Annotated in this window: 23 protein-coding genes and 1 pseudogene; 15 read left to right on the top strand and 9 right to left on the bottom strand. The window is 74.1% G+C overall.

Features of this window, described 5'->3' with window-relative positions:
* Positions 1-10: 10 nt before the first annotated feature.
* Positions 11-667 carry a Uma2 family endonuclease gene (locus tag AC069X_RS10740; protein WP_478727214.1) on the bottom strand — a complete coding sequence of 219 codons (657 nt, stop codon included), beginning with the start codon at positions 665-667 and terminating at the stop codon, positions 11-13.
* Positions 668-1,261: 594 nt separating this feature from the next.
* Here AC069X_RS10740 and AC069X_RS10745 point away from each other — a divergent pair.
* Positions 1,262-2,239, top strand: coding sequence for a sigma-70 family RNA polymerase sigma factor (locus tag AC069X_RS10745; RefSeq protein WP_478727216.1), 978 nt, complete (start codon positions 1,262-1,264; stop codon positions 2,237-2,239).
* Between the two features lie 247 nt (positions 2,240-2,486).
* Here the strand turns inward: AC069X_RS10745 and AC069X_RS10750 are convergent, their stop codons facing one another.
* Positions 2,487-3,437 (bottom strand): helix-turn-helix transcriptional regulator, encoded by a 951-nt coding sequence (locus AC069X_RS10750; protein ID WP_478727217.1) that lies wholly within the window; start codon positions 3,435-3,437, stop codon positions 2,487-2,489.
* 62 nt (positions 3,438-3,499) lie between these two features.
* Here AC069X_RS10750 and AC069X_RS10755 point away from each other — a divergent pair, with 62 nt between their 5' ends.
* Together AC069X_RS10755 and pfkB are read left to right on the top strand one after the other, a co-directional pair.
* Entirely contained in the window at positions 3,500-5,080 is a 1,581-nt protein-coding gene (locus tag AC069X_RS10755; protein WP_478727219.1) for an MFS transporter, read from the top strand.
* Positions 5,081-5,231: 151 nt separating this feature from the next.
* On the top strand, positions 5,232-6,170 hold the full coding sequence (pfkB, locus tag AC069X_RS10760) for a 1-phosphofructokinase (RefSeq protein ID WP_478727221.1): 939 nt from the start codon (positions 5,232-5,234) through the stop codon (positions 6,168-6,170).
* 63 nt (positions 6,171-6,233) lie between these two features.
* Here the strand turns inward: pfkB and AC069X_RS10765 are convergent, their stop codons facing one another.
* Positions 6,234-7,010 (bottom strand): DUF6227 family protein, encoded by a 777-nt coding sequence (locus tag AC069X_RS10765; protein WP_478727223.1) that lies wholly within the window; start codon positions 7,008-7,010, stop codon positions 6,234-6,236.
* A 192-nt stretch (positions 7,011-7,202) separates the two neighbouring features.
* Between AC069X_RS10765 and AC069X_RS10770 the strand changes: the two genes are divergently transcribed.
* On the top strand, positions 7,203-7,841 hold the full coding sequence (locus AC069X_RS10770) for a vitamin K epoxide reductase family protein (protein WP_478727225.1): 639 nt from the start codon (positions 7,203-7,205) through the stop codon (positions 7,839-7,841).
* A 119-nt stretch (positions 7,842-7,960) separates the two neighbouring features.
* Here the strand turns inward: AC069X_RS10770 and AC069X_RS10775 are convergent, their stop codons facing one another.
* The gene (locus AC069X_RS10775; protein WP_478727227.1) at positions 7,961-8,371 is read right to left on the bottom strand and encodes a rodlin; all 411 of its coding nucleotides are present in this window, start codon (positions 8,369-8,371) and stop codon (positions 7,961-7,963) included.
* A gap of 282 nt (positions 8,372-8,653) precedes the next feature.
* On the opposite strand from AC069X_RS10775, the gene AC069X_RS10780 reads away from it, so the two are divergent.
* Both AC069X_RS10780 and AC069X_RS10785 read left to right on the top strand, forming a co-directional pair.
* Positions 8,654-9,190 (top strand): hypothetical protein, encoded by a 537-nt coding sequence (locus tag AC069X_RS10780; protein WP_478727228.1) that lies wholly within the window; start codon positions 8,654-8,656, stop codon positions 9,188-9,190.
* A 166-nt stretch (positions 9,191-9,356) separates the two neighbouring features.
* A complete protein-coding gene (locus AC069X_RS10785) occupies positions 9,357-9,599 on the top strand; it encodes a chaplin (protein ID WP_478727230.1) in 243 nt (80 codons plus the stop codon).
* A gap of 78 nt (positions 9,600-9,677) precedes the next feature.
* On the opposite strand, the gene AC069X_RS10790 is transcribed toward AC069X_RS10785, so the two are convergent.
* The 5 genes from AC069X_RS10790 to AC069X_RS10810 all read right to left on the bottom strand — a co-directional run bounded on the left by AC069X_RS10790 (position 9,678) and on the right by AC069X_RS10810 (position 12,782).
* Positions 9,678-10,022, bottom strand: a complete 345-nt coding sequence (locus AC069X_RS10790) for a hypothetical protein (RefSeq protein WP_478727232.1) — start codon at positions 10,020-10,022, stop codon at positions 9,678-9,680.
* A 179-nt stretch (positions 10,023-10,201) separates the two neighbouring features.
* Complete coding sequence (locus AC069X_RS10795; RefSeq protein WP_478727233.1) at positions 10,202-11,425, bottom strand: chaplin; 1,224 nt, start codon at positions 11,423-11,425, stop codon at positions 10,202-10,204.
* A gap of 121 nt (positions 11,426-11,546) precedes the next feature.
* On the bottom strand, positions 11,547-11,780 hold the full coding sequence (locus AC069X_RS10800; protein ID WP_478727235.1) for a chaplin: 234 nt from the start codon (positions 11,778-11,780) through the stop codon (positions 11,547-11,549).
* A gap of 245 nt (positions 11,781-12,025) precedes the next feature.
* Positions 12,026-12,436 (bottom strand): rodlin, encoded by a 411-nt coding sequence (locus AC069X_RS10805; protein ID WP_478727237.1) that lies wholly within the window; start codon positions 12,434-12,436, stop codon positions 12,026-12,028.
* Positions 12,437-12,554: 118 nt separating this feature from the next.
* Positions 12,555-12,782, bottom strand: coding sequence for a chaplin (locus tag AC069X_RS10810; RefSeq protein WP_478727582.1), 228 nt, complete (start codon positions 12,780-12,782; stop codon positions 12,555-12,557).
* A 118-nt stretch (positions 12,783-12,900) separates the two neighbouring features.
* Here AC069X_RS10810 and AC069X_RS10815 point away from each other — a divergent pair, with 118 nt between their 5' ends.
* The 9 genes and pseudogenes from AC069X_RS10815 (at position 12,901) to AC069X_RS10855 (ending at position 24,358) form a co-directional block, all read left to right on the top strand.
* Positions 12,901-14,076, top strand: coding sequence for a DUF3344 domain-containing protein (locus tag AC069X_RS10815; protein ID WP_478727239.1), 1,176 nt, complete (start codon positions 12,901-12,903; stop codon positions 14,074-14,076).
* A 19-nt stretch (positions 14,077-14,095) separates the two neighbouring features.
* Complete coding sequence (locus AC069X_RS10820) at positions 14,096-15,304, top strand: glycosyltransferase family 4 protein (protein ID WP_478727240.1); 1,209 nt, start codon at positions 14,096-14,098, stop codon at positions 15,302-15,304.
* Entirely contained in the window at positions 15,301-16,827 is a 1,527-nt protein-coding gene (locus AC069X_RS10825; RefSeq protein ID WP_478727242.1) for a sugar transferase, read from the top strand. The genes AC069X_RS10820 and AC069X_RS10825 overlap by 4 nt, the downstream gene beginning before the upstream one ends.
* 2 nt (positions 16,828-16,829) lie before the next feature.
* Entirely contained in the window at positions 16,830-18,203 is a 1,374-nt protein-coding gene (locus tag AC069X_RS10830; RefSeq protein WP_478727244.1) for an O-antigen ligase family protein, read from the top strand.
* Complete coding sequence (gene murJ, locus AC069X_RS10835) at positions 18,200-20,200, top strand: murein biosynthesis integral membrane protein MurJ (protein WP_478727246.1); 2,001 nt, start codon at positions 18,200-18,202, stop codon at positions 20,198-20,200. Before AC069X_RS10830 ends, murJ begins: the two co-directional genes overlap by 4 nt.
* Positions 20,190-20,966, top strand: coding sequence for a polysaccharide deacetylase family protein (locus AC069X_RS10840; RefSeq protein ID WP_478727247.1), 777 nt, complete (start codon positions 20,190-20,192; stop codon positions 20,964-20,966). The genes murJ and AC069X_RS10840 overlap by 11 nt, the downstream gene beginning before the upstream one ends.
* Positions 20,963-22,093: pseudogene (locus AC069X_RS10845) on the top strand (glycosyltransferase); the annotation flags it as partial. The gene AC069X_RS10840 and the pseudogene AC069X_RS10845, both read left to right, overlap by 4 nt.
* A 436-nt stretch (positions 22,094-22,529) precedes the next feature.
* On the top strand, positions 22,530-23,219 hold the full coding sequence (locus AC069X_RS10850) for a YveK family protein (RefSeq protein WP_478727249.1): 690 nt from the start codon (positions 22,530-22,532) through the stop codon (positions 23,217-23,219).
* Positions 23,216-24,358 (top strand): GNAT family N-acetyltransferase, encoded by a 1,143-nt coding sequence (locus AC069X_RS10855; RefSeq protein ID WP_478727251.1) that lies wholly within the window; start codon positions 23,216-23,218, stop codon positions 24,356-24,358. Before AC069X_RS10850 ends, AC069X_RS10855 begins: the two co-directional genes overlap by 4 nt.
* Positions 24,359-24,362 lie beyond the last annotated feature (4 nt).

Here is a 24,362-nt window from a genome sequence, read left to right on the forward strand (position 1 = left end):
CGGAAGGGCCCTACGGGGTCCGCGGCGGCCCGGTGATCTGCTCGCCGATCACGAAGCCCCGGGCGGGTCCCTCGGGGACGGCCACCCCGGTCCCGTACGGCACCCGTACCTCCGACGCGTACCGGGCCTCGTCGGGAACGGGGCCGGTCAGCACGCTCACCGTGCCGTGGCCGTCGTAGTCGTCGACGATCACGTACACCGGGATCCCGGCCCGGGCATAGGCGCGCCGCTTGCGGACCCGGTCCCGCGCGACGTCCTGCGGTCCCGGGGCGACGACCTCGGCGACCAGCGGCACGCTCGACGCCCTGATCCCGAGCTCGCCCCGGGCGGCGTGCCCGGTGAGGTCGTCCGGGGCGAGGAGGACGTCCGGGGCCCAGGCCTGGTAGCCGCCGACCACGTACATCGCCATGTAGGGGGCGTACGGGCCGCCGGCCAGGTGGGCGGCGAGCCGGGTCCGCAGCCGGTTCGCGGTGAGGGCGTGGGTGAACGGACGCCCCACCCGCCACATCTCGATCAGCCCCTCCACGATCTCGACGCGGAACGTCTCGGGCGGGTCGATGACCTGCCAGGCCCGCCACAGGGCCTGGTCCAGCTCGGGGTCGGCTTCGGGCTCGGTGCCGGCGCTCGCCGGCGCGCTGCGGGACGGCCGCGGGATGTGTGCGATCACCCCCGGCACGCTACGGCCGCGCCGTGGCATGCCGACGGAATATGCCCGCGCTTCACCCGGACGAGGGCCGAATCACCCGGACGGACGCACGTCCGACGCACGCGCGTCCACAACGGGGGCGGGTGGGCGCGCGCGGGACCGCGGGACCGTACACCGGATCGTGCATGGATTCGCTGCGAATCGTCCTCGTTGCCCGGTTTCCAGCGATTCGATCGCCAGTCCAGGCAACCAGAACCGGCCGCGGCCCGTCTTCAGGGTGGGAGTGCGGCCGCGCGCGGTGCGCCGTCCCGGGGCCGGGCCGAGGTGCGCCGCATGTGACGGCGGTCTCACCGGCGCCGTGGGCGTGCGAGTCCGCGAGCGCCTCCGGGCCGGCCTCAGGGTCCGCCTGACCTGCACGTCTCCGGGTTCTCGCAGAGCGCCGCCACCTCCGGGTCCGGGGGGTGGCGGGGCAGGATACTGCAAGATCTCGGAAAAGGGAGAGCGGCGTGGGAATTCTGTCCCGATTCCAGTCGTTGTTTCTTTTCGGAAGCGGGCACTCGGAAGAGTGTCCGAGGACGCACCGCGACCGATTCATCGCATCGCAAGGGAGCACGCATGGCAACCCGCGCCGTCGCCCGTCGTCAGTCCACGAGCAGCGCCCGCGCTGCGGGCGGGGAGATCGTCGACCGCGACCTGGTCGGCATGTACCTCGACGAGATCGCGCGCACCCCGCTGCTCGATGCCGCCAGGGAAGTGGAACTCTCGCAGATCATCGAGGCGGGCGTGTACGCCCGGCAGATCCTCGACGGCGAGACGGACCGTGAGGGAGAGGCCCCCTCCCGCGAGGAGCTGGAAGCCCTGGCCGCCGAAGGCGAGCGCGCCAAGGAAGTCTTCATCCGGTCCAACCTCCGCCTGGTCGTGGCCGTCGCCCGCCGCTACCCGCGCAGCGGCCTGCCCCTGCTCGACCTCATCCAGGAGGGCAACGCCGGCCTGGTCCGCGCCGTCGAGAAGTTCGACTACGCCAAGGGCTTCAAGTTCTCCACGTACGCCACGTGGTGGATCCGCCAGGCCATCACGCGCTCCATCGCGGACCAGTCCCGCACCATCCGCCTCCCCGTCCACCTCGTCGAGGAGCTCGGCCGGATCCGCCGGATCCAGCGCGAGTTCAACCGGGAGCACGGCCGGGACCCGGAGCACGCCGAGATCGCCGCCGAGCTCGACTCCACCGAGAAGCGCGTGGGCGACGTCCTGGACTGGGCGCGTGACCCGGTCAGCCTGAACATGTCGGTCGACGACGAGGGCGACACCCAGTTCGGCGACCTGCTGGAGGACACCTCCGCGATCTCGCCGGAGCAGTCCGTCCTCTCGCTGCTGCGCAGCGAGGAACTGGAGGACCTCCTCGGCAAGCTGGACCAGCGCACGGCCTCCATCATCAAGATGCGCTACGGCATCGAGGACGGCCGGGAGCGGACCCTGACCGAGGTCGGCAAGCAGCACGGCCTGACCCGCGAGCGGATCCGCCAGATCGAGAAGCACGCCCTGCTGGAGCTGAAGCGCATGGCCCGGGACACCGGTTTCGACGCGGTGGCCTGACCGGCCCCGCTCCCCCCGAGCGAGTCCCGGTGCCCGTCCCCCCTGGGTGCCGGGGCTCCCCCCTGCCCGGAGCCGTCACCGCCCCGGGCCGGCCCCGGTCGGTCCCCAAGCCAGCTCCGGCCGGCCCCGGGCCGTCCCAAGCCGCCCGGCCGGTCCCCAAGGCGGCCCCGGCCCCGCCCCGGCCCGCCCCGGGCCGTCCCAAGCCAGCCCCGGCCGGCCCCCAGCCGGCCCCGGCCCGCGTGGCGCCTCAGTCCCGGCCCGCGCCCGACCGGGCCAGCCGCGCGCCCAGCGCCCCGGCCGCCTCTGCCAGGAACTCCGGCCCCAGCACCGTGAACTCCAGCCCCGTCAGCGCCATCCGGGCCGCCAGCCACTCCGGCGCGTCCCCGCTCTCGAAGCGCACCCGCGCCCCGTCCCCCTCCGCGACGGCCGCCTCCCGCAGCCACGTCGGCAGCTCCTGCGGCGCCGCCGCGAAGGACACGTCGACCGCGTACGTCTGCGCCCCCCGCAGCGCCCGCCGGACGAACTCGGCCGCCTCCATCGGCAGCGGGCGCGGGACGAACCGGGCCCCCGTGGCGAACGGCTCGCTCACCCGGTCCACCCGGAAGGTGCGCCAGTCCTCCCGCTCCAGGTCGTAGGCCACCAGGTACCAGCGGCTCCCGGTACTCACCAGCCGGTACGGCTCCACCAGCCGGCGCGACGCCGCCCCGTCCCGCGCCCGGTACGCGAACCGCAGCCGCTCCGGGCCCGCCACCGCCCCCGCCATCGCCGTCAGCGTCCGCGGGTCCACGCTCGGCCCGTCCCCCCGCGTCACCGCGACCGTGGCCGACTGCAGGGCCCCCACCCGGTGCCGCAGCCGGGCCGGCAGGACCTGCTCCAGCTTGGCGAGGGCCCGTACGGAGGCCTCCTCGACCCCCTCGATCGCATGCCCGGCGCCCGCCCGCAGCCCCACCGCGATCGCCACGGCCTCCTCGTCGTCGAGCAGCAGCGGAGGCATCGCCGCCCCCGCCACCAGCCGGTAGCCGCCCTCCGCGCCCAGCGTGGCCTCGACGGGGTACCCCAGCTCCCGCAGCCGCTCGATGTCCCGCCGGATCGTGCGCGAGCTCACCCCCAGCCGGCCCGCCAGCTCGCTGCCCGGCCACTCGCGCGGGGTCTGGAGCAGGGACAGCAGGGTGAGCAGCCGTGCGGGGGTGGTGTTCATAGGTCAAGATTGCCAGGTAAATAGGACACGAACTGGCCTAGATGCCGTCTAGGTTTCTCTCCATGAGCACCGAGACGTCCATGGCATCGCCCGAAAGAGAGAACGGGCCCGTACGAGAAGATCGGAACGCACCCGCCAAGACGGCACTCGCCGAGGCGGCCGACGCACCCGCGTCCAGTGCGCCCGGCGACCCCGCCGCCCCGGCCGACCGCCGCCGCTGGCTGGCGCTCGCCATCGTGATGACCGCGTCCTTCATGGACCTGGTCGACGTCACGATCGTCAACATCGCGATACCCAGCATGCGCCAGGACTTCGGCGCCTCGACCAGCGCGATCCAGTGGATCACGGCCGGCTACGCGCTCGCCTTCGCCGCCGGCCTGATCACGGGCGGCCGTCTCGGTGACATCTACGGCCGCAAGCGCCTCTTCCTCGTCGGCGTCGCCGGCTTCACCGTGGCCTCGCTGCTCTGCGGCATCGCGCCCGACCCGTCCATGCTCGTCGTCTCCCGCCTCCTCCAGGGCGCCATGGCGGCCCTGATGGTCCCGCAGGTCCTCGCGATCATCCACGTCACCTTCCCGCCGCACGAGCGCGGCAAGGTCTTCGGCATGTTCGGCGCGATCGTCGGCCTCGGCGCGGTCTCCGGGCCGATGCTCGGTGCGCTGCTGACCGAGTGGAACCTCTTCGGCCTCGAATGGCGCACGATCTTCCTGATCAACCTGCCCGTCGGTATCGCCGCCGTGATCCTGGGCCGCAAGTTCATCTCCGAGTCCAAGGCCCCCAAGGCCCTGCGCCTCGACCTGGTCGGTGTGGTCCTGGCCACCCTCGCCCTGGTCATGCTGATCTACCCGCTCACCCAGGGCCGTGAGAACGACTGGCCGCTGTGGGGCTTCGTCTGCATGATCGCCGCGCCCTTCGTCTTCGCCGTCTTCATCGCGTACGAGAAGTACAAGATCAAGAAGGACGGCTCCCCGCTCGTCGAGCTCTCCCTCTTCCAGATCAAGAGCTTCGCCGGCGGCATCACCGTCCAGCTGGCCTTCGGCCTGGCGACCGGCATCTTCTTCCTGGTCTGGACGCTGTACATGCAGATGGGCCTCGGCTGGACCCCGCTGCACGCGGGCAGCACCGGAATCCCCTTCTCCATCGCCGTCTCCGTCGCCGCCGGCCTCTCCGTCGAGAAGCTCGTCCCGCGCTTCGGCCGCAAGGTGCTCCAGGCCGGCGCGCTGGTCATGGCCGCGGGCCTGCTCCTCTACATCTGGGAGTCCGAGCGCTACGGCATGGAGATCTCCTCCTGGCAGATGGCGGCCCCGCTGGTCGTCATGGGCGTCGGCATGGGGCTGATCGTCGCCCCGCTGAACGACACGATCCTGGCCCGGGTGCCGCGCGAGCACGCCGGCTCGGCCTCCGGTCTGATCAACACCACCGGCCAGATGGGCAACGCGCTCGGCCTCGCGCTGACCTCCGTGGTCTTCTTCGGGTCGATCGAGGACGACCGGATCCTCGGCGTGCCCTACGTCGAAGCCTTCCGGGGCGCGCTGTGGTGGGTCGTGGCGGTACTCGTCGTGATCTTCGCGGTGATGTTCGTCCTGCCGCGCAAGCAGGTCCCGATGTCGGAGCGCGAGGGGGCCGTCGAGGGCGCTCACTGATCTCCCCGGGTCCGGCGCGGATGCCCGGACATACCCGCTCTTCTGAGCGGGTATGTCCGTTTTTCTTTGTTTTCCCCCGGGTTTCCCCGTAGGGTGGGGGAGAAGTGGAAGAAGCAGGCATCAAACGGACGTAAACCCACAGGCGGCTCGCATGATCCTCACGGTCACCCCCAACCCCTCCCTCGACCGGACCTACGAGGTCCCCTCGCTGGACCGGGGTACGGTGCTCCGGGCGGCCGGCGAGCGGGTCGACCCCGGCGGCAAGGGGGTCAACGTCTCCCGGGCCGTCGCCGCGGCCGGCGGGGCCACCACGGCGGTCCTTCCGCTGGGCGGGCCGGCCGGAACCCTGCTCCTGGAGCTGCTGACCGCCGAGGGCGTGGACGTCACCGCCGTCTCCATCACCGGCCGCACCCGCTCCAACATCGCCGTCGTGGAACCGGACGGCACCCTGACCAAGATCAATGCGGCGGGCCCCGAAATCTCCGCCCCGGAGGCGGGCCTGCTCCTCGACACCGTCCGCGGTGCGGCCGGCGCCGCCTGGGTCGCCGGCTGCGGCAGCCTGCCGCCCGGCCTGGAACCCCACTGGTACGCCGAACTCGTCGCCCGCGCCCGCGAGGCCGGCGCCCGCGTCGCCCTGGACACCTCCGGCCCCGCCCTGGCGGCGGCCCTGCCCGCCCGCCCCGACGTGGTCAAGCCGAACGCGGCGGAGCTCGCCGAAGCGGTGGCCCGCCCGCTGGCCACCCTCGGCGACGCCGTCAAGGCCGCCGAGGAGCTGGTCGGACGCGGCGCCGGCGCGGTGCTGGCGTCCCTCGGTGCGGCCGGCCAGCTCCTGGTCACCGCCGACGGCGCCCACCACGGCACGGCGCCGGTCGCGGCGGTCCGCAGCGACGTCGGCGCGGGCGACGCCGCCCTGGCCGGCTTCCTGGCCGCCGGCGGCACCGGCCCGGCCGCCCTCGCCGCCGCCCTCGCCCACGGCGCGGCCGCCGTACAGCTGCCCGGCAGCGTCATGCCGGCCCCGGCGGACCTGCGCCCCGAGGCCGTCCGCATCACCCGGGACCTGCCCCTGGACCTCCCCCTGCCCGCCGCCTGACGGTCACCCGGACCGCACCCCGGCGGCGCCCCGAGGGGCAGGGCCCCCGGGGGCGCGGCCGGATCAGCGGACCCGGGCCCGCAGCTCCATCGCCCCGCGCGCGGCGGCCTCGCTCTCGTAGACCTCGCACATGTGCCGCCCGTCCGGAGTCGCCGTGTGCTCGACCTCCCACAGGCTGAACTCGCTCCCGTCCAGCAGCACGAAGGCGTGCTCGTACAGGCTGAAACCGGCGTCCCGCCCGTCGGCCAGGCACTGCCGGGCGCCGAACGCCTGCGTGATGTGGTGCGCGTACGCCGAGCGCAGCAGCGTCGCCACCGCCTCGCCCGGCCGGTCGGCGTTCTCCGCGCGGCGCAGCACCCGCCGGGCGTGGTCGGCCGACTGCTCCAGCGTGTACTCGCGGCGGCGCTCATGGGGCGCCCCGGCCGCGAACAGCGCGCTCAGCACCGCCAGGTCGTCGTCCAGGCCCTCCTCCCCGTCACCGGGGCCGGTCTCGGCAGGCAGCACCGACTCCGCGGGGGCCTCGCCGAACAGCCGGGCCACCGCCAGGCCCAGCTCGGCCTTGCCCTCGAACACCTCGTGGCGGGTGGTCCGGTCACCGCCCAGCCGGTAGGCCAGCTCCCACAGGGAGACGGCCCCGCCGTCGGGCAGCAGGTAGGTGTGCCGGTGGGTCTCCCGCCACAGCCCCGCCGACGGACTGTGGTGGGTGGTGTACAGCGAAGAGCTGTGGGCGAGCGCCGTGGCGAGGCGCTCGACCAACCGGTCCGGCAGGTCGAAGGAGTTGAGGGCGCGGCCCAGGAGTCGCTCGAGGTGCGCCTCGGTTGTCTCGTACGGATCGCTCAAGGTGGGTCTCCAGGCCGTCGCAGCTTGTCACTTCGCGGAAGCACAACGTAGCCCCTGGTGCTGACATCACGTCCGGGATTCGGTAAAACGTCCGGGAAGCATCAGGGGTTCCCGCCACACCTTCAGGTCAAGTTGCGTACGGAAGGCCCTGGTTCGCGGCGGTCCGTCACGATGCGCGGGAGCATGGGCGGTATGGCAACGAACACAGTGGGCGTCCCCCGCCAGCAGGGCCGCCCCCGCAACCGCCCCGAGGGCGAACCGGGCGCCCCCAGGGGGCTGGCCTGGCTGCTGGTGGTCACCGGAGCGGCCGGGCTGCTGGCCTCCTGGGTGATCACCCTCGACAAGTTCCTCCTGCTGGAGGACCCGGACTTCAAGCCGGCCTGCAGTCTGAACCCCGTGGTGTCCTGCGGCAGCGTCATGCAGAGCGAGCAGGCCTCCGCCTTCGGCTTCCCCAACCCGATGCTCGGGCTGGCCGGTTACGCCGTCGTGGTCTGCGTCGGCGCCGGACTGCTGGCCGGCGCCCGCCACCGGGGCTGGTTCTGGCTGGGACTGAACGCCGGGACGCTCTTCGGCACCGGCTTCTGCGCCTGGCTGATGGTCCAGTCCCTCTACGAGATCAACGCCCTGTGCCTGTGGTGCTGCCTCGCGTGGGTGGCGACCCTGCTGATGTTCTGGGCCGTCACCGCCCACAACGTCCGAACCGGCGTCCTGCCCGCGCCCGGCCCGCTGCGGGCCCTGTTCGCCGACTTCGCCTGGGCCCCGCCGGCCCTGCACCTCGGGGTGATCGGGATGCTGGTCCTGACCCGCTGGTGGGACTTCTGGACGGGCTGACGCGCGACCCGGGCCGGGAACGCGTACGAGGGCCCCGGCGGCTGGACGCCGCCGGGGCCCTCGTCACTTCGCTCCACGGGCTCCAGTGGGCCCTGACCGGAAGGGGTCGAGCGGAAGGGTCAGCTGCCGACGGAGGCGTTGCCCGAGAGGACCGGGATGTTGCTCAGGATGTGGGAGAGCGGCTCGTCGCCCTTGGCCTGGGTGGAGTTCTCGGTGCACTGCTGGTTCTGCGGGTTGGACAGGACGTTGATGTCCTGGACACCGATGTTGAGCAGGGCGACCAGCGACTGGGCGTTGACCTTCGCGGGCAGGCCGATGCAGGGCTTGTTGAGGGAGCCCTGGACCAGGCTGAGCTGGGGGCTCATGTCGCCGGCGGTCTTCTGGTTGCCGTAGATCTGCTGGGCGCCGTTGCCGTTGACGGTGTTGATCCCGTTGTCGTTGCCGATGGCCATGGCCGGGGCGGCGGCGGCAGCGCCCGCGCCGACGGCGGCGGCGGTGACCGCGGCGGCGGTCATGATCTTCTTCAGCATCATTGATCCTTTTGTCGCACGAGTGCCCGCTAGTGGAGCGCCCTGATCAACCGGCCTTCCGGGGGGTTGGTTCCGCTCCGTCACTCAAACGGCCCGCCGGGGGACAGGATTTCCCCAGCGCGGGTGAGGCCGCCCCGGACGCCTGCGCGAAGCCCGTACGCAGCCCCCAGCGCCCGGCGGCTCCGCTCAAGATCGTGTTGCGCTCCGTAGAAGGGGTGCGCACGGTGGGTGAGGAATCGGATTGTTCCCGTCCGCTTTCGCGACCACCCGAAGGAAGCCCCCATGCGCACGAAGCCGTCCCACCTCCGCGTCCTCGTCCCGTCGGCCCTCGCCGTCGTCATACTGTCCGGCGCGGCCGCCCCGTCGGTGGCCGCCGACGGCGGCGGTGCGGCGGCCCTGGAGCGGCGGGCGGCCGCCGTACAGGAGCAGATCGAACGGATCGAGGAGGTCAAGGAGGCCGCCCCGGACCGGGTGGCGGCCGGCCCGATCGACGACCTCCTCGCCGGCCTGAGCAAGACGCTGGAGGGCCTGCTGAGTTCCCTCTCGGGTCTGCTCGGCGGGGTGGGGCTGCCCCCGATCGAGCTGCCGAAGCTCCCGGAGATCAAGATCCCCGAGATCAAGCTGCCGGAACTGCCCGTGGGCATCCCCCCGGTCAACCTCCCGCAGCTGCCCGCGACCCCGGCCGTCCCGGCCGTTCCCGCGGTACCGGCGACCCCGGCGCTGCCGGCCACTCCGGCGGTGCCCGCCCTGCCGGCGACCGGGGTGATCCCCGAACTCCCCGAGATCCCTGACATCCCCGACATTCCCATCCGCAGTTAGGCCGGGGAGGCGTGCGCCGGCGGACGGCATGGTTACGACTATTGGGCTGAACAGGTCTGGTTCGGCTCGGATTCGGCTCTTGGCCGTGTCGTCCGGGAAGCTGGACCGTTTCGCTTGGTGTGAGCCCCGGACCGGGGCAGGACATCGAAGAGAAGGTGCACTTCCCATGAACACTGCCGCCAAGAAGGCCGCTGTGGCCCTGGCTTCCGCTGGTCTCGCCGTCGCCGGCGCCGCCGGCGCCGCCTCCGCCGACTCCCAGGCCGAGGGCGCGGCCGTGGGCTCCCCCGGTGTCCTCTCGGGCAACCTGGTCCAGGTCCCGGTCCACATCCCGGTCAACGTCTGCGGCAACTCCGTGAACGTCATCGGCGCGCTGAACCCCGCGTTCGGCAACGTCTGCATCAACGACTGACGTACGCGTCACCCGGCACCACACGACTGTGGGCGCCCCCGGCATCGCCGGGGGCGCCCACAGTCGTTCCCGGGCTGCTCAGTTCTGGCCGCCGTTGAGCTTCACGCCGCCGAGCAGCGGGGAAGCCTGGGTCGCGCCGTTCGCCAGGCCGAGCACCTCGCCGGGAGCGTTGTTGCGGATCTTGTTGACCCCCTGGGCGGTCTGGACGACGCTGTTCACGGCGTCGCCCTGCTCGGCGAGGGCCATGCCCAGGGTCTCGGGCGCCGAGGCGACGACGGGCTCGACGGCGCTCAGCGTCTCGTTCCAGCCGGCCGACAGGCTCATCGGCGGTCCGGCGGGAGCCTCGGCCGCGAACGCGGGGGCCGCCGCTCCGAGAGCGGCGACGGAGCCGGCGACGACAGCGGCGGCCTTGGTGAGCTTCATTATCGAAATCCTCTTCTTTTCGTGGACAGAGGTGCCAGCGGCGACCGTCGCGCCGCTTTCGACCTGGCTAACGATTACCGGCGGCTGCGGAAACGCCGGCCCGGGGCGCACGGAAGCGGCCGGAGAATCCGATGAGGGATTCTCCGGCCGATATTTCTTCTGATTACCGGTATTCCCGGTCAGTCGATCCGGGACCGCCGGTACAGAATCGCGCCGCCCAGGATCAGGGCGGAGGCGAGGGCCGCCATGGCCGACGCCCCGCCCGCTCCGGTGGCCGCCAGCTCCGGCGCGCCGGCCTGGGCGGGAGCGGGCGCGGGCGCGGGAGCCGACGGGGCCTCGGCCGCCGGTGCCGGGGCGGGGGCGGGGGCCGGAGGCAGGTGTACGGGCAGGTCGCCGGCCGGGGCCGCCGGGGGCTGGTCGGCCGGGCGGACGACCTCCGGTACGGGGACGGGCGCGGGCGCGGGCCGCTCCGGCTGGCTGCCGTGCGGCGGACGCGGGGCCGGAAGCTCCGCGGCGGGCGGTGCCGGGACGGGCTGCGTCTCGGGGGCCGGTGCCGGGACGGGCTGCGGGAGGGGCGCCGGGAGCGTGTGGGGCTGCTCCTCGGGCTGCGGGACCTCCTGGACCGGCGGCGCCGGGGTCACCGGTGCGGGAGCCGGCGCCGGGGCGGGCTGCGGTTCCGGCTTCGGGACGGGAGCGGGCGCCGGGGCGGGACGCGGGGCCGGGTGCTCCGCCACGGGCCCGGGCTTCGGCTCGGGCTTCGGCTCCGGGGCGGGCCGGGGCTCCGGCTTGGGGGCGGGGGGTGCCGGGTGGGGCGCCGGCGCCGGGTGCTCCGCGCGGGGCGGCTGGGGCGGGTGGTCGTCGCACTCCTCCTCGCCCTTGCCGGAGCCGCCGTAGCCGCCCTCGTCGCCGCCCTGGTGGCGGGGCGCGGGGGCTTCGTGGCGGGGCTCCTCGTGGCGCGGCGCGGCGTGCTTGGGTGCGGCGTGCTTCGGGGCGTGCGCGCGGGGTTCCGCGTACGCCCGCTCCTCCTCGTGGCGCTGGCGGGGGAGCGCGTGCCGGCCGCCCTGCCGCTCGTCGAGGTAGTGCTTGAAGGCCTCGGCGTGCTCGGGGCTCAGGTAGCGCTCGTAGTCGTGGCCGGCGTCGGATCCGGTGGAGCTGACGCAGGTGTTCCCCATCGCGGGGTTGAGCGCCGCACCGCCGTCCACGCTGTTGCCGCACAGGTTCGGTGTGACCGTGATCGGTACCGAGACGCTGTTGCCGGACAGCACACCCGGCGAATGCGAGGCCTCGGCCATCGCCCCGGGATGCGCGCAGGCCGCGCCGGTCGCGATGGACAGCAGACTGGAGGCGGCCGCAGCAGTGAGCACCCCCTTGCCCAGTACCTGTCGGCTCAGTACCTGTCGCATGGGTCCTTCCCTGTCTACCGGCGCGTGGGCCGGTGCTGAATCGAAGGTGGCCCCGGAGTGCACCGCCGTGCACTCCGAGGCCACCCCGAGGAGGTCTGCCCTTGCGGGCTCAGGCGCTGCGTCAGGCGTTGACGCAGGTGTTGCCGAAGGCCGGGTTCAGCAGCGCGATGACGTTGACGGTGTTGCCGCAGACGTTCACCGGGACGTGCACGGGGACCTGCACGAGGTTGCCGGAGAGGACACCGGGGGAGTCCTTGGTGACACCGCCCGCGGTCGCGTCGGCCATGGCGGGGGAGGCGACACCGGCGGCCATCATCGCGCCGGCGGCCAGCACCACTGCCTTCTTGTACTTCATTTCGTTTCGATCCTTCCCGCAGAGGTCTATCCGCTGCACAAATAACAACGAGTGGGTCCGGGAAAAGAAACCGCGAATTTCGCGGGACTCCCGGGTAATTCACTCCGATGCCCGAGGTGTCCGGGTCGTGAATTCCGGCCGGTATTCAGGGGTTTTCGGAAGGGCGTCGGAATTGCGGGGGCCCGGCATGCGGCGAGGCCGCCGCGACCCGTGGGTGCGACGGCCTCGCGCGGGGCACCGCTCGATCAGCTGCCGGAGGAGACGTTGCCGGAGAGGATCGGGATGTTGTCCAGGATGTGCGAGAGGGCCTCGTCGCCCTTCGCCTGGGTGGAGTTCTCGGTGCACTGCTGGTTCTGCGGGCTGGACAGGACGGGGATGTCCTGGACCCCGACGTTGATCAGCGCGAGGATCGACTGGGCGTTGACCTTGGCCGGGAGGGCGATGCAGGGCTTGTTGAAGGAGCCCTGGATCAGCGCCATCTGCGGGCTCATGTTGCCGTAGGTGGCCTGGTTGCCGTAGATCTGCGCGGAGTTGTTGCCGTTGACGGTGTTGATGCCGTTGTCGTTCCCGATGGCCATCGCCTGAGGGGCCATGGCGGCACCGAGGCCCAGCGTGGAGGCGGCAACCGCTGCGCCGGCCGCAATCTTCTTGATCATTATCGTCCCTTTTTTACAGGATTGCCCGGTACTGGAGCACCCGGATCAACGCCCGCGCCCTGGCTCGGGTTGCGTGGATTCACCCGGATGCCGCCGTTTCGGGCGGCCCGGTTGACGTTCAGGCGTTCACGCAGGTGTTGCCGAACGCCGGGTTCAGCAGCCCGATCAGCTGGGCGGTGTTGCCGCAGACGTTCACCGGGACGTGGACGGGGACCTGGACGAGGTTGCCGCTCAGCACGCCGGGGGAGCCCACGGCCGCGCCGCCCGCCGAGGCGTCGGCGGAGGCGAGCCCCGCGCCGCCCATCAGCATCGCCGCGCCCGCCGCCGCCACGGTGCTGCCGCGCATCAGCCTCTTCTTCATCTCCGTATTTCCTTTCGGTTCGAACAATGGTGCAACCGCATAACGACCCGCCCACGGAGAGGGTGCGTGCTATCGCCCAAAAGGCCGTACGAGCGAGTCCGACGTGATTTCCAGCCCGATTTCTGACAAAGTTCACTCCTGTTTTGTCCCCTTGATCGAAAATGGAGACAGGGTCATGGGTTCCTCCCGCAGAATCCTCGGCACACTCGGCCTGCTGTCCTGCCTCACACTTTCCGCGCACGTGCCCGCCGCGGGCGCCGCGGTACCCGCCGGGGCCCGGGAATTGCCCCGCGTCCCCTTCACCCAGCGTTACCAGGCGGTCCAGCACGGCGGGCTGGTCCGGGCCTCCAACTCCGCCATCAGCTGCCGCCGCGAGGAGAACGAGCAGGCCGAGCCCTGCGCCGAGGTCAAGAAGGGCGCGGCCGGGGTCAACGGCGACTTCGAGATGTTCTACGACGAGGTCGACAAGGACCCGGACACCTACAACTCCACCCGGGCCGAGCTGAAGGTCCCGCAGGGCGCGAAGGTCTCGTACGCCCGCCTGTACTGGGGCGGGAACCTGCGCGTGGGGGAGCAGAAGCCGCCGGAGGACAACGGCCGGGTGCTGGTCGCCGAACCCGGGGGCGCGTACAAGGCGGTGCTGGCCGACACCGTGATCGGCCACCACACCGACCAGGGCAGCGACGCCTACCAGGCCTCGGCCGACGTCACCCCGATGGTGCGCAAGGGCGGGGCCGGGATGTGGACCGTGGCCCAGCTCAACGTGGCCATGGGGCACTCGGACGTGGGTGCCTGGGGCGGCTGGACGCTGGTGGTCGCGTACGAGCACCCGCAGGAGCCGCTGCGCCGGATCTCGCTGTGGGACGGCTTCGAGTCGTTGGCCGCGGGTGCGGGCGAGGCGGCCGGGGAGACGGTCGAGGTCGCCGGCCTGGACGTGGCGCCCGGCGCGGCCGGGAAGGCCGGCGTGGTGGCGTACGACGGGGACCGGGGCTCCCTCGGTGACTCACTCACCGTGACCGCCGACAGCGGGCGCCGGGTCAACGTCAGCGATGCAGAAAATCCTTTTAATGATGTTATGAATTCCACCATCACGGAATTCGGACGTCCCTCGTTCGTGCGACAGCCCGAACATATGAATAATCTCGGATATGACGCGGACGTGTTCGACCTGAGTCCCGCCCTGTCCGGTGGCGCCCGCAACCTCAGCTTCAAGTTCGCGGGCGAAAGCCAAGGTCAATTCCTCGGTGTGCTCTTCGTTCAGACAGACGCGCGCCGCTGAACGCAGGAGACCACTCCACGTGCCGAAACACCCCACGCCGGAGCCGTCACCGGCCGGTTCCGGTTCCTCCTTCACCGTCCTCCACCTGGTCCAGCCCGTCGACGGAGGCGTCGCCCGCGTCGTCACCGACCTCGTACGGGCGCAGACCGCCGCGGGACTGCGCGTACTCGTCGGCTGCCCCCGCGGCGGCTCCCTCGCCGACAGTGCCCGGGACGCCGGCGCCGAAGTCCACACCTGGCGCGCCGGCCGCTCCCCCGGCCCCGCGCTGCCCGCCGAAGTCCTCGGCGCCGCCCGGCTGATCCGCCGCCTGCGCCCCGACCTGCTGCACGCCCACAGCGCCAAGGCGGGACTCGCCGGCCGGCTCGCCGTACGCGGCTCCGTGCCCACCGTGTTCCAGCCCCACGCCTGGTCCTTCGACGCCGTCGGCGGCGCCACCGCCGCCCTCGCCCTGCGCTGGGAACGGGCCGGCGCCCGCTGGGCCGACCGGGTGCTCTGCGTCAGCGAGGCCGAACGCCGCGCCGGCGAATCCGAGGGGATCACCGCCCGCTGGGCCGTGATCCGCAACGGCGTCGACCTCGCGCACTTCCGCCCCGCGCGCGGCGAACACGGCACCGGCCGCGCCGAAACCCGCACCGGATCCCGCGCCGCCCTCGGGCTGCCCGTGGACGGGCCGCTCGCCGTCTGCGTCGGCCGGCTCTGCCCGCAGAAGGGCCAGGACATCCTGCTGCGCGCCTGGCCGGAGGTCCTCGGCACCGTCCCCGGAGCCCGCCTCGCCCTCGTCGGCGACGGCCCCGACGCCGAGCGGCTGCGCCGCACCGCACCCCCCGCGGTCCACTTCGCCGGCGCCGCCGCGGACATCCGACCGTGGCTTCGCGCCGCCGATCTCGTTGTACTGCCGTCGCGGTGGGAAGGCATGGCGCTCGCCCCGCTCGAAGCCATGGCCTGCGGCCGCCCCGTCCTGGTCTCCGACGTCAGCGGTGCCCGGGAGAGCCTGCCCTCCGGCCAGGGCCGGCTCTGCCTGGTACCGCCGGAGGACCCGACGGCGCTGGCCAAGGCCCTGGGGCGGCTGCTCGCCGAACCGCGGCTGCTCACCGAACTCGGGGAGCAGGCCCAGCAGCACGCCCGGACCGAGTTCGACGTGCGGCGGACCACGGACGCGGTCACCGGCCTGTACCACGAACTGCTGGGCAGGCCCCGGCCCTTGAACCAGGAGCGCATCAGCCGATGACGATGGACAGCGCACCCGCCCGGCACACCGGGCAGGGCGGCACGGGGCACGCCGGCGGCAGTGCCTTCGCCCCCGCGGCTCCCGCCGAACCCCGCCGTGCCGTGACCGCCATCCACCCCCCGCGCGGGCCCCGCGCCGACCAGGCCCGGGCCGCCGTCCGGCCCCAGCGGGCCCGCCGCCGCGAAGGCGTCACCGCGCTGCTGACCGCCGACGCACTGGCCACCGCCGTCACCGCGACCACCCTGCCCGCCGGCACCCTTCCCCCCGAAGCGGTCCTGCCCGCCGCCGCCCTCCTCACCGCCCTCCACGCGCAGGCCGGGCTCTACCGGCCCCGCCTCGCCCCCTCCGCCCTCCTCGAACTGCCCGCGCTGGCCGGACGCGCCGCCGTCCTGTGGTGCGGGGCCGCCGCCGTGCTCGCCGCCGCCGCACCCCAGCGCGCCCTCGCCTGGAGCGCACTCCTCGGCGCCGTCGGCCTCCAGGTCGTACTGGCGTGCGCGGCACGCGGGTTCGTCCACCAGCTCCGCCGCCGCGCCGCCGTACGCCGGCCCGTCTCCGCGCTCGTCGTCGGACCCGGCGAGGGCACCGGCGCCGTCGCCGCCGCCCTCCACAGCCGCCCCGAGTACGGACTGCGCCCCGTCGGGATCGCCGACACCGCGGCCCCCGCCGACGGCGACGGCGGCCCGCTCCCGGTACTCGCCACCCACGAGGACGTCCGCCGCGCCGTCATCCAGAACTCCGTCCGGCACGCCGTCTTCACCTGTCCCCCCGAGGCCGACGAACGCACCGCCTCCCTGGTCCGGCTCTTCCACGACCACGGCTGCCGGCTCTGGCTCGCCGACCCCGCCGGGACCGCCAAGGTCACCGGCATGCGCGTCGCGCAGCCCGCCGACCAGCTGTGGGGCTACGCCGTACAGCCGCTGCTGCCCCGCCCCTCCCGGCCGCTGGAGCGGTACGCGAAGCGGGCCATCGACTCCTGCCTCGCCACCCTCGCCCTGCTCGCCGCCGCCCCCGTGATGGGCGCCTGCGCCCTCGCCGTCCGGCTCTCCGACGGACCCGGGGTGATCTTCCGGCAGGAGCGGGTCGGCCTCTACGGACGGCCCTTCACCCTGCTGAAGTTCCGCACCCTGCGCGCCGACGAGCACGAGTCCGCCACCCGCTGGACCGTCGCCGGCGACCGCCGGATGAGCCCCGTCGGCTCCTTCCTGCGCAAGTCCTCCCTGGACGAACTGCCGCAGCTGTGGAACGTCGTCCGGGGTGACATGAGCCTGGTCGGCCCCCGCCCCGAACGGCCCTTCTTCGTGGCCAAGTTCAGCACCGTCCACCCCGGCTACGAGGCCCGCCACCGGATGCCCGTCGGCATCACCGGACTCGCCCAGATCAACGGGCTGCGCGGCGACACCTCCATCGAGGACCGGGCCCGCTTCGACAACCACTACATCGACACCTGGTCCCTGTGGCAGGACCTGTGGATCCTGGCCCGGACCGCCGCCTCCTTCTTCCGCTTCCGGCTGGGAGGGAGCTGAGCATGAGCCTCGCCGCAACCATCCCGGTACGGGCCCCAGGCGCGGGAGCGCTGCGCCGCCACTGGCCGCTGCTGCCCCTCGCCGCGACCGTCCTCTTCCTCCTCGCCCCGCTCCCCGCCGGCGACGCCACCGCCTCCGGGAAGGTCGGCCCCGCCGACGCCGCCTCGCTGCTGCTCGCCCTCGTCTGCGGCATCCAGGCCCTGCGCGGCCGGGTACGGACCCTGAGCCCGCTCGGCGTGCTCGTCCTCGGCGCCCCCGCCGTCGGACTCGCCGTGACCACGATGACCGCCGGAGACCCGTACGCCGCCCTGCCCGGATTCGTGCGCTACCTCCAGGTCTTCGTACTCGTCCCGGCGGCCGTGGTGCTGCTCGTGCGCGACGCCCGCGAGTTCCGCATCGCGGCCGGCTGCTTCGTGGTGCTGGCCCTGGTCCAGGGAGCCGTCGGCGTCGTGCAGTTCGCCACCCACACCGGAGCCTCCTACCAGGGCGAGAACGTCCGAGCCGTCGGCACCTTCGGCCCCGGCGACGTGATGGGCATGGCCACCGTCGTCGCCTACGGACTGGTCGTCGCCACCGCCGCCGCGCTCGCACCCGGCCTGCCCCGGCGGATCCGGCGCACCGCCGGGGCCTGCGCCCTCCTCCTGGTGCTGCCGCTCGTGCTGTCCTTCAGCCGGGGCGCCTGGATCGCCACCTTCGGGGCGGCGCTGCTGGTGATGGCCATGGCCGGCATCCGGCGCGCCCTGCGCGTGCTCGTGGCGCTCGCCGCCCTGGGCGTGGTGCTCGTCGGCGGCCTCGGAGTGGGCTCCGCCATGGTCGCCGAGCGGCTGACCTCGATCACCCAGGTCTCCAGCGCCCCCGACCAGTCCGTGACCGACCGCTACACGATGTGGGCCGCCGCCGGGTCGATGTGGCGCGAACGCCCCGCGGTCGGGGTCGGCCTCAAGGGCTTCCCCGCCCACCGCGACGGACACGCCTCGCTGGGACTGTCCTCCGGCAGCCACACCGCGGGCGCCGGACAGGCCTTCATCAAGCAGCCCCTGCTGTCCCCGCACAACATGTACCTCCTCATCCTCAGCGAGCAGGGCCTCATCGGACTGCTGGCGCTGGCGGGCGGCTGGACCGTGCTGCTGGTCGCGGGACTGCGGCGGTGCGCGGTGGGCGCCGACGCCACCGTCCGCGACTGCGGACTGATCGCGACCGGACTGCTCGTGTGGCAGCTGACCGACTTCCTCTACGCGGACATCGGCGGCCCCTCCACCGTGCTCACCGGCGTGATCATCGGCCTGGCCGCGTGGTGGGCCCTGCCCTCCGGGGAGTTCGGGACCGGCTCCGGCCGGACCGGCCTGCCGGCCGCCGAGGGGCCGGCCCGCCGGTGACCGACACGACTCCCTGGCAGCGGCCCGCGGCCGCGGCGACCGACGTCGCCGCGGCCGCGGGCGGCGCGCCCGGCCCGGGGGCCCTGGCAGCCGCCGGCCCCCCGGCCACCCGGAGCCGCACCGGCGGCCCCGCCGCGGACCCGGCCCCCGGCCCGGGCACGCCGGATCCCGGAGCCACGGCGGGCGCCCCCGTCCCGGCCCCGGGCTCCGACGGCCCCGGCCGGGGCGGACCCCCCGGCGGCCCGGGCCCCGCGCCCGGGCGCGCACCCCGCCCGGCCGGCCGGCCCCGGCAGACCGTCCGCCCCGGCGGCGTCGGCCCCGGCGGCGTCGGCCCCGGACCGGGCGAACCCGGCGGCACCACCACCGCCCCGCTCGGCCGGTTCCTCGCCAAGGCCGCCGCCGTCACCGCCGGACTGACCGCCGCCGGAGCCGTGTTCGGGCTCGTCCGGGACCAGACCATCGCGCACCTCTTCGGAGCCGGGCACGACAGCGACGCCTTCCTCATCGCCTGGACCGTCCCCGAGATGGCCTCGACCCTGCTCATCGAGGACGCCATGGCCCTGCTGATGGTGCCCGCGTTCAGCCACGCCCTCGCCCGCCGGGCCGCCAGCCGGGCCGGCCTCACCCGCCGCGAGGCCCGCGCCGCCGACCCCGTACGGCTGCTCGTCGGGGCGACGCTGCCCCGCCTCGTGGTGTTCCTGGCCGCCGTGGCCTCCGTACTCATCGTCGCCGCGCCCCTCGTCGTCGCCGTCCTCGCACCCGGCCTGCCCGACCCGGAACTCGCCGTCCAGTGCACCCGGCTGACCGCCCTCACCGTCATCACCTTCGGCATCGCCGGCTACTTCAGCGCCGCGCTGCGCGCCCACCGCTCGTTCCTGCCGCCCGCCGCGATCTACGTCTCGTACAACGTCGGCATCATCGGCACCATGGTCGCCCTCCACACCCTGTGGGGGGTCCGGGCCGCCGCCGCCGGAGTCGCCGCCGGCGGGCTGCTGATGGTCCTCGTCCAGCTCCCCGCCTTCATCCGCAACGTCGGCTTCGCCCCCAGCCGGCCCAAGGGCGCCCCGCGCAGCCAGCGCGACCGCGACCGGCCCACCCTCATCGCCTTCGCGGTCATCGCCCCCGTGATCTTCTTCGCGGTCTTCCGGCAGTCCCAGGTCCTCGTCGAACGCTTCCTCGCCGCCTCCCTGCCGCCCGGCGCCATCTCGCACCTCAACTACGCGCAGAAGGTCGCGCAGATGCCGATGGTGCTCTCCCTCATGATCTGCACCGTCACCTTCCCCGTCGTCGCCCAGGCCATGGCCGGCGGAGAACGCGACAAGGCCCGCCGCCGGGTCGAACAGGACCTCGCCCTCGCCTCCCTCGCCGTCCTCATGGGCACCGCCCTCGTCATCGGCTACGCCCCGCAGATCATCCAGGTCCTCTTCGAACGCGGCGCCTTCACCCACCAGGACACCCTCGCCACCGCCTCCGCGATGCGCGTCTACGGCCTCGGCCTCCTCGGCCACTGCCTCGTCGGCGCCCTCTCCCGGCCCTTCTTCTCGACCGCCCGGCCCACCTGGTTCCCGGCGCTCGCCATGGGCGCCGGACTCCTCGTCAACATCGTCGCCGGCGCCCTCGCCGTCGGCTGGTGGGGCACCTACGGCATCGCCGCCGCCAACGCCGCCGGCATCACCACCACCGCCGCGCTCCTCCTCACCGGCCTCGGCTCCCGCATCGTCGCCATCCAGGTCCGCCGCGTCGCCGTCAGCATCGCGCGCCTCGCCGTCGCGGCCGCCGCCGCCTGCGGCACCGGCTGGCTCGCCGGACCGATGATCGCCGACCCGCTCCTCAGCGCCGCACTCGGCTGCCTCCTCGTCCCCGCCATGTTCGGCGCCACCGGAATGGCCATACGGGCACTGGAGATCACCGCCCTGCCCGGGCAGATCGCCCAGCTCGGCACCCAGACCACCCACCGGATCACCCAGCTCACCCAGAGGTTCCGCCATGTCCGCTGACACCCACACGGCACCCGCCGCCGTGACGGGACCCGCCCGCCGGAGCACGTCCCCGTGGGTCCTGATGTACCACTCGGTCACCGAGTTCACCGACCCCGCCGAAGACCCCTACGGGATCACCGTCACCCCCGGAACCCTCGAAGCCCAGCTGCTGTGGCTGCGCGCCCGCGGACTGCGCGGAGTCGGCGTCGGCGAACTGCTGCGCGCCCGGGCCGCCGGACACGGCCGCGGACTCGTCGGCCTCACCTTCGACGACGGCTACACCGACTTCCTGACCCGCGCCCTGCCCCTGCTGCGCCGCCACGACTGCACCGCCACCCTGTTCGTCCTCCCCGGCCGCCTCGGCGTCGACAACGTGTGGGACCCGCTGGGCCCCCGCAAACCCCTCCTCACCGCCGAACAGATCCGCGAAGTCGCCGCCGCCGGACAGGAGATCGGCTCCCACGGCCTGCTCCACCAGGACCTCACCGCCGCCCCCGACGACGTCCTCCAGCAGGAGCTGCGCGGCAGCCGCGAGCTGATCCGGGAACTCACCGGCACCCTCCCCGAAGGGTTCTGCTACCCGTACGGGCACCTCGACGCCCGGGTCGTCGAAGCCACCCGCGCCGCCGGCTACGACTACGCCTGCGCGATCTCCCCCGGCCGCCTCGCCGGCCGCCACGCCCTGCCCCGCACCCACGTCAGCCAGGCCGACGGACCCGCCCGGCTGCGCGTCAAGCGGCTGCGGCACCAGGTCCGCGAGCTGCGCAGGAAGGTGCTGCGGTGAAGGACGTCAAGGCCCTCCACGTCATCACCGGCCTCGGCGTCGGCGGCGCCGAACAGCAACTGCGGCTGCTGCTCCGCCACATGCCGATGCCCTGCGACGTGCTGACGCTGACCAACCCCGGCCCCGTCGCCGAAGGGCTGCGGACCGACGGCGTCCGCGTCGTCCACCTCGGCATGCGCGGCAACCGCGACCTCGGCGCACTGCCGAGGCTGGCCCGGTTCATCCGCCGCGGCCGCTACGACCTGGTCCACACCCACCTCTACCGGGCCTGCGTCTACGGGCGCCTCGCCGCCCGCCTCGCCGGGGTCCCCGCGATCGTGGCCACCGAACACTCCCTCGGCGACGGCGAGATCGAGGGCCGGCCCCTGACCGGCGGAGTACGGGCCCTGTACCTGGCGAGCGAACGCCTCGGCGCCGCCACCGTCGCCGTCTCCGACACCGTCGCCGCCCGTCTGACGGGGTGGGGGGTGCCCGCCGCCCGGGTACACGTCGTCCCGAACGGCATCGAGGCCGCCCGCTTCCGCTTCGACGAAGGCGTACGCCGCGCCGCCCGGGCCCGGACCGGGCTGCCGGAACGGGCCTTCGTGGTGGGCGGGGTCGGACGCCTCGTCCCGGGCAAGCGGTTCGACGTACTCGTACGGGCCGTCGCCGCCCTGCCCGGCGCACACCTGCTGCTGGCCGGCGACGGCCCCGAACGGGCCGCGCTGCGCACGCTCGCCGCCGAACTGGGCGCCCAGAGCCGCATCCACCTGCTGGGCGAGCGGGACCCGCTGGGCGACGGCCCCGGCGGCCGCACCCCCGGCATCCCCGCCCTGCTGGCCGCCATGGACGTCTTCGTCTCCCCGTCGCGGGAAGAGGCGTTCGGACTCGCCGTCGTCGAGGCGCTGGCCGCCGGGCTGCCCGTCCTGCACGTCACCTGCCCCGCCATCGACGACCTCCCCGCGGTGCAGGCCCCCGGAGCCCGGCGGATCGGCACCGGCACGGAGGAACTGGTCGCCGCGCTGCGCGGGCACATGGAAGCGGGCGCGCGCCGGCTGCCGCCGCCCCCGGTGGTGCGCCGGTACGACATCACGCGCACCGCCCGGCAGCTGCTGGACGTGTACGCCCTCGCGCTGGCCGCGCCGCCGGAGGGGGACGACGAGCCGGGTCCGGCCCCGGGCGCGGCCGCGACGCGGGCGCCGGTGGCGGCTGCGGCTCCGGCTCCCGCCGCCGGGCCGGGTCCGGCCGCCGCCGCCGGGTCGGGTCCGGCCGCCGCCGCCGGGTCGGGTCCGGCCGCCGCCGCCGGGTCGGGTCCGGCCGCCGCCGCCGGCCGCGCGTCGGATCCGGCGCCGGGGACCGCCGCGCCGGTGCCCGGGCCCGCCGCCGCCACCGGCGCCGGCGTCGCGGGCCCGGCGCACCACCCCACGGCGGGAGCGGCCCTGACCCTCCCGGGCCCCGGGCAGCAGACGCCCGCCGGGCCGGCCCCCGCCGCGCCGGGCGGCAACGGCTGACCCCGAACCACACCCCGGCCGGCGGAACGGCCGGGACCGAACGCACTCCCCTCCACCCAGGAAGGCTCCGCACATGGCCGACACCGCCGACCAGAAGAAGTCCGACCACCGCTCCGAGAAGAAGCGCCGGCTCCTGCCGCCCCCCGCCTGGTGGCCACTGCCCGCCTGCGCCCTGCTCGGCCTGGCCGCGGGCGGCGCGTACGGGGTCGTCAAGGCCCCCGAGTACGCCGCCACCAGCTACGTCGTCGCCGTGCCCGACGACACCACCGAACCGGCCACCGCCCTCGGCTTCGCCCAGGCCTACGGCCGGATCGCCACCAGCAGCTCCACCCTCGCCTACGCCCAGCCCCGCGCCGGCATCGACGCCCGCCGGCTGCGCACCCAGGTCCGCGCCGAGACCTCCCCCGACTCGCCGATGATCGCCATCACCGGCACCTCCAAGAGCCCCTCCGAGGCCGCCGACATCGCCAACGCCGTCGCCGACGCCCTCTCCCTGAGCAGCAACCAGGCCGCGAAGAACACCGGGGTGCAGCTGCTCCTCTTCAACCAGGCCGTCGCCCCCAGCGACCCCGTCTCGCCGTCCGCCGCGATCAGCGGCGCCGTCGGACTGTGCGCCGGCGGCCTCCTCGGCGGCCTGTGGCTGCTGGCCCGCCCGGCCCGCCGCAAGGACCAGGGCACGGCCCGCCCGGTGGTGGAGGAGTACGCCTCCCTGCCCGCCCAGGGCGAGCACTCCGAGACCAAGGAGAAGGAGTCCGTGCGATGACACAGGGCTCCGCCGGGGCCCTGACGGTGACGCTGTGCCGAGACTCCCGGCAGTTCGCCGCGCTGGAGGAGTCCTGGAACCGGCTCGTCCGGAACTGCCCCACCGCCACCCCCTTCCAGAGCCACGCCTGGCTGCACTCCTGGTGGCTGTCGTACGGGAAGGACGGCCGGCTCCGGGTCCTGCTGGTGCGGCGCGGCGAGGAACTCGTCGGCGCGGCCGCACTGATGCTCGTACACCGGCCGCTGCCACGGCTGGTGCCCCTCGGCGGACCGATCACCGACTACTTCGACGTGCTCGTCGCCGCCGAACACGCCGGCCAGGTCGTGCCCGCCCTCGCCCACGGGCTGCACCGCGCCGCACGCGCCGCCGTCGTCGACCTGCGCGAGGTACGGCCCGGGGCCGCCGCCGAAGCGGTGTACGCGGCCTGGCCCGGGGTGGGCAGCACGGTCCCCGACTCCACCTGCATGGAGCTGCCCGCCCTCCCCTTCGACCAGCTCGTCAAGCGGATGCCCGCCTCCGGCGCCCAGCGGGTGCGGGCCAAGCTCCGCAAGACCGACGCGGCGGGGATCGAGGAGCACGAGGTCACCGAACGGGAGGTGCCGCAGGCCGTACGGACCCTGCTGCGCCTCCACGAGAAGCAGTGGCGGGGCCGCGGGGTGACCCCCGAACACCTGAAGCCGCGCTTCGCCGAGCACCTGACCCGGGCTACGCGGCGGATGGTCCGGGCGGGGGAGGGCCGCCTCACCGAGTTCCGGCTGGACGGGAAGGTGGTGGCGGCCAACGTCACGCTGCTGTCGGCCGCGCTGAGCGGCGGCTACCTGTACGGGGCCGATCCGGACCTGCGCGAGCGGAAGGTGGACGTCGCGACGCTGCTGCTGCGCTACGAGGCGGGCCGGGCCCTGGAGGAGGGCCGGCCGGTGGTGAGCTTCCTGCGCGGCAACGAGCCGTACAAGAACCACTGGCGGCCCGACACCGTGGTCAACCAGCGGCTGCTGCTGGCCACGCACGCGCTCGCGCCCCTGCTGCGGCTGCACGAGTCGCAGATCACGGGACGCGAGCGGGCGGTGGACGCGCTGCGCGAGGCGCTGCCGGCCGCCCGGGACTGGCGGGCGCGGCTGAACGAACTGCGGGTGCGATGACCCG

This window comes from Streptomyces sp. NPDC043896 (assembly GCF_056435605.1).